The sequence below is a fragment of the Mycobacterium sp. genome (assembly GCF_049683935.1).
Taxonomy (GTDB): domain Bacteria; phylum Actinomycetota; class Actinomycetes; order Mycobacteriales; family Mycobacteriaceae; genus Mycobacterium.
Genome location: NZ_JBAUJR010000102.1, coordinates 1 through 4,887, shown reverse-complemented (window position 1 = coordinate 4,887; position 4,887 = coordinate 1). Strand labels below are relative to the sequence as shown.

Genomic DNA, 4,887 nt, shown 5'->3' with positions numbered 1-4,887 from the left:
GTTCGGGGCGCTGCTCGCGGTGGGCACCGACCTGTTCTCGAAAGCGGGCGTGCACTACCTGTCGGGCTTCTACGGCCCGTTGGAGCGGGCGCTGCGTGATGCCGGCGCCGACATCGAGTTCATGCCTGCGGACTTCCGGCGGTTCGCGCCGCTCATCGAACGGCAGGCGCCGCGGGTGATGACCACGGTCGCGACGCCGCCCGACGCCGACGGTTGGTGCTCGTTGTCGTTGCACGCGGGCGGCACCATCGACGAGATGCACCGCGCGGGCGCCGATCCCGATCGATTGCTGGTCGTCGAGGTCTCCGATGCCTACCCGCGCACGTTCGGGTTCGGCGAGCAGCACCGCCACGCGCTGCACATCGACGAGATGGACATCCTGGTGCGCTCGAACGACGAACCGGTTTCGCTTCCGGGTCCGCCGCCGACGGACGCCGACGCGGCGATCGCCCGGCACGCCGTCGAGTTCATCGGCTCGGGGGCGACCCTGCAGACGGGGATCGGTTCGATTCCGAGCCAGATCGCCACGCTGTTGGCGGAGGGTGCGGGTGGTGATTACGGCCTGCACAGCGAGATGTTCACCGACGGCTGCATGCAACTGCACCGGGCGGGCAAGATCACCAACGCCGCCAAGGGGCAGTACGACGGGGTGAGTGTGACCACGTTCGCGTTCGGTTCGGCGGATCTGTATGCGTGGCTGGACAACAACAGGGCGGTGGCGTTCCTGCCGGTGGAGATCGTCAACTCCCCGGACGTGATCGCTGCTAACCGTGAGATGGTCTCGATCAACGGCGCACTCGCGGTCGACATCCAGGGCCAGGTCGTCGCCGACACGATCGCGGGCGACCAGTTCAGCGGGATCGGCGGAGCCGAGGACTTCGTGGCCGGTGCCGGCCTCGATCTGTCGGACCGCTCGCTGATCTGCCTGCGCTCGACGTTCGAGAAGGACGGCGAAGTGCACTCGCGGATCGTGCCGTGGTTCGGCCCCGGAGCGGTCATCACCACCCCGCGCCATCACGTCGACGTCGTCGTCACCGAGTACGGCGCCGCGGAACTGGAAGGCCGGACGGTGCAGGAGCGCGGGCGCGCGCTCGCGTCGATCGCCCACCCGCTGTTCCGCGACGATCTGCTGGCCGCTGCCGAGCGCGCGGCGAAGGGACGCTCGCCGGTCGTCTGAGCAGATGGGTCGGCGGGTGCGGGGGTATGGGGACGCCTACCAACCAGTAGGTTGACCTAGTAAACCTTGTTCGTTTACGTTCGAGGGACACCACTGAGACTGAAGGAGTATCTCCATGGCTGAAGCCGTGATCGTCGAGGCCGTCCGTTCGCCGGTCGGAAAGCGCAACGGCGGCCTGTCGGGGGTGCATCCGGGGGAGCTGTCCGCGCAGGTGCTCAACGGCCTGGTCCAACGCGCGGGTGTCGATCCCGCCCTCGTCGACGACGTCATCTGGGGCTGCGTCATGCAGGCCGGGGAGCAGGCTCTCGACATCGCCCGCACCGCGGTGCTCGCCGCGGGGTGGCCCGAATCCGTCCCCGGGGTGACCGTCGACCGCCAGTGCGGGTCCAGCCAGCAGTCGGTGCACTTTGCCGCCGCAGGTGTGGTCGCGGGTCACTACGACGTGGTGGTCGCCGGCGGCGTGGAATCCATGTCGCGCACCCCGATGGGATCGTCGCTGGCCAACGGCGGGCACCCGTACCCGGAGGCCTTCCGGTCTCGCTACACCCAGACGCCCAACCAGGGCATCGGCGCCGAGATGATCGCCGACCAGTGGGGGCTCAGCCGCACCGACCTGGATCAGTTCTCGCTGGGGTCGCACGAAAAGGCCGCCGCAGCACAGGATTCCGGAGCTTTTGACGACCAGATCGTGGCGATAAAGGACCAGGACGGAAATCCGGTGCTCAAGGACGAGGGCATCCGTCGCGGCGGCACCATCGAGTCGATCGGCAAGATCAAGCCGGCGTTCAAGGAAGACGGCGTGATCCACGCGGGCAACAGCTCGCAGATCTCTGACGGTTCGGCGGCACTGCTGTTCATGTCCGCCGAGAAGGCGAAGTCGCTGGGGCTCAAGCCTCTCGCCAAGGTGCACACCGCGGTGCTCGCCGGTGCCGACCCTGTCATCATGCTGACCGCGCCGATCCCGGCCACCCAGAAGGCGCTCCAGCGTTCCGGCCTCTCGCTCGACGAGATCGGCGTGTTCGAGGTCAACGAGGCCTTTGCGCCGGTTCCGTTGGCGTGGCTGAAGGACATCGGCGCCGACGAGAAGAAGGTCAACCCCAACGGCGGTGCCATCGCGCTCGGTCACCCGCTGGGTGGGTCCGGCGCGCGCATCATGACGACGATGCTCTACCACATGCGGGACAAGGGAATTCAGTACGGCCTGCAGACGATGTGTGAGGGTGGCGGCCAGGCCAACGCCACCATCCTGGAACTGCTGTGACCGATGGTCCGACTCCTCAACGATCGTCGTCGGACGTGACCGAAGGGGTCAACGCCCCCGGCGCTCTGGTCGAGCGCCGGGGAAACGTCATGGTCATCACGATCAACCGGCCCGAGGCGCGCAACGCCATCAACAGCGCGGTCAGCATCGCGGTGGGTGAGGCGATGAACGAGGCGCAGCAGGACCCAGATGTCTGGGCCGTCGTCATCACCGGAGCGGGCGACAAATCATTCTGTGCCGGTGCGGATCTCAAGGCGCTGTCGAAGGGCGAGAACATCGGCCATCCCGACCGTCCGAAGTGGGGATTCGCCGGCTACGTCCGCCATTTCATCGACAAGCCGACGATCGCGGCGGTCAACGGCACCGCACTGGGCGGCGGCACCGAGCTTGCGCTGGCCAGCGACCTCGTCGTCGCCGGTGAGAGCGCGAAGTTCGGCCTGCCCGAGGTCAAGCGCGGGCTGATCGCCGCCGCCGGCGGTGTCTTCCGGATCGTCGACCAACTCCCGCGCAAGGTCGCACTGGAGATGATGTTCACCGGCGAGCCGATCACCTCGGCCGAGGCGCTGCGATGGGGACTGATCAACGACGTGGTGCCCGACGGGACCGAACTGGACGCCGCGCTGGCGCTGGCCGAGCGCATCACGGTCAACGCGCCCTTGGCCGTTCAGGCCAGCAAGCGCGTCGCCGTCGGCGCCGACGACGGCGTGGTGGCCGCCGACGAGCCGGGGTGGTCACGGACGATGCGCGAGGTCGCGACGGTGTTCACCACCGAGGATGCAAGGGAAGGCCCGCTGGCGTTCGCGCAGAAAAGATCGCCGGTATGGAAGGCCAAGTAAGCCAAGTGAGCCACGTGAGGGGAACACAATGAAGCGATTGATCTACGACGCCGAGCACGAGGCGTTCCGCGACACCGTCCGCGGATACATCGAGAGTGAGCTGGTCCCGAACGCCGAGAAGTGGGAAGCCGACCGGATGGTCGACCGGTCCGCCTACGTTGCCGCCGGCAAGCACGGGCTCATCGGGTTCAACATGCCCGAGGAGTACGGAGGCGGTGGGACCGATGATTTCCGGTTCAACGCCGTGATCGACGAGGAGATCGCCAGGGCCGGGGTCGCCGGACCCGCGCTGAGCCTGCACAACGACGTCGTCGCACCGTATTTCAAGGATCTGTCCAACGACGAGCAGAAGAAGCGCTGGTTGCCCGGCATCGTCAGCGGCGAGACGATCATCGCGATCGCGATGACCGAACCCGGCGCCGGCAGCGATCTGGCAGGCATCAAGACCACCGCGGTGCGCGACGGCTCAGGAGAGGACGCAGACTGGATCCTCAACGGGTCCAAGACGTTCATCTCTTCGGGGATCAACTCTGATCTCGTCGTCGTCGTGGCCCGCACCGATCCGGAGGCCGGCCACAAGGGCTTCTCGCTGCTGGTGGTCGAGCGTGACATGGACGGTTTCACCCGTGGCCGCAAGCTCGACAAGATGGGCCTGCACGCCCAGGACACCTCGGAACTGCATTTCGAGAACGTCCGGGTGCCGTCGGCGAACGTGCTCGGCAAAGAGGGTCGTGGCTTTTACCACCTGATGACGAACCTGCCCTCGGAGCGGCTGTCCATCGCCATCTCGGCGATCGCCGGTGCCCGCGAAACATGGCGGCAGACAGTGCAATACGCCAAGGACCGCAAAGCCTTCGGACAGTCGATCGGCAGCTTCCAGCACAACCGGTTCCTGCTTGCCGAGATGGACACCGAACTCGACGTGACCGAGCAGTACATCGACCGGTGTCTGCAGGGTGTCGTCGACGGCGAACTCACCGCTGTCGAAGCGGCCAAGGCGAAGTGGTGGGCCACCGAGACCGCCAAGAAGGTGATCGACGGTTGTGTGCAACTGCACGGAGGCTACGGCTACATGATGGAGTACCGGGTGGCCCGCGACTACGTGGACTCCCGAATCCAGACGATCTTCGGTGGCACCACCGAGATCATGAAGGAGATCATCGGCCGCGATCTCGGCCTCTAGACAGCGAATTGGGCGCGTTTTGCGACATTCACCCTCTTTGCCACGCTGGTTGTGAGTCAGTTCGAGCCAGTGTGAAGAGGTTGGGTTATGTCGATCAGTGCGGGGTTCAGTCCTGCCGAGATTCGTGAGCTTGTCGTGGAGTACCAGCTGGTGCCTCACGGGCAGAAGGGTCCGTGGCTTGCCGCTCAGGGGCTGTCTAACCGCCAGTTCAGACGTTGGCAGACTGCGGTGTTCGACGGTGACCTCGACCGGGGTCTGATTCCGCGAGAAGGTGGAGCCATGACGGTTCCTCCAGCGAAACGCAGGGCGTTGGCCAAGGCCGGTGAGGCCAAACAGGTACGCGACGAGGCCGAACTGGCTCGTCTGCAGGCGCGGGTGCGCGAGCTCGAGACGACCAACGAGGCGTTGGGAAAAGCTATCGGGCTCTTGC

The 4,887-nt window shown here is 66.2% G+C and carries 5 protein-coding genes; all 5 read left to right on the top strand.

From position 1 onward, the window contains the following. A partial coding sequence (locus tag WA965_RS05720) for an acetyl-CoA hydrolase/transferase family protein (RefSeq protein WP_526447214.1) occupies positions 1–1,177 on the top strand: 1,177 nt, incomplete at its 5' end. 115 nt (positions 1,178–1,292) lie between these two features. Beyond that, on the top strand, positions 1,293–2,438 hold the full coding sequence (locus tag WA965_RS05715) for a thiolase family protein (RefSeq protein WP_526301465.1): 1,146 nt from the start codon (positions 1,293–1,295) through the stop codon (positions 2,436–2,438). Positions 2,439–2,473: 35 nt separating this feature from the next. Then, on the top strand, positions 2,474–3,274 hold the full coding sequence (locus tag WA965_RS05710; RefSeq protein ID WP_526301467.1) for an enoyl-CoA hydratase/isomerase family protein: 801 nt from the start codon (positions 2,474–2,476) through the stop codon (positions 3,272–3,274). Between the two features lie 28 nt (positions 3,275–3,302). After that, positions 3,303–4,457 carry an acyl-CoA dehydrogenase family protein gene (locus WA965_RS05705; protein WP_526301469.1) on the top strand — a complete coding sequence of 385 codons (1,155 nt, stop codon included), beginning with the start codon at positions 3,303–3,305 and terminating at the stop codon, positions 4,455–4,457. Between the two features lie 87 nt (positions 4,458–4,544). Further along, on the top strand, positions 4,545–4,887 hold a 343-nt coding region (locus tag WA965_RS05700; protein WP_526447213.1), incomplete at its 3' end, for a hypothetical protein.

Bases quoted from the DNA above. Each gene is read 5' to 3' on its own strand.
- WA965_RS05715 (WP_526301465.1), top strand. From the start codon at position 1,293: ATGGCTGAAGCCGTGATCGTCGAGGCCGTCCGTTCGCCGGTCGGAAAG.
- WA965_RS05705 (WP_526301469.1), top strand. From the start codon at position 3,303: ATGAAGCGATTGATCTACGACGCCGAGCACGAGGCGTTCCGCGACACC.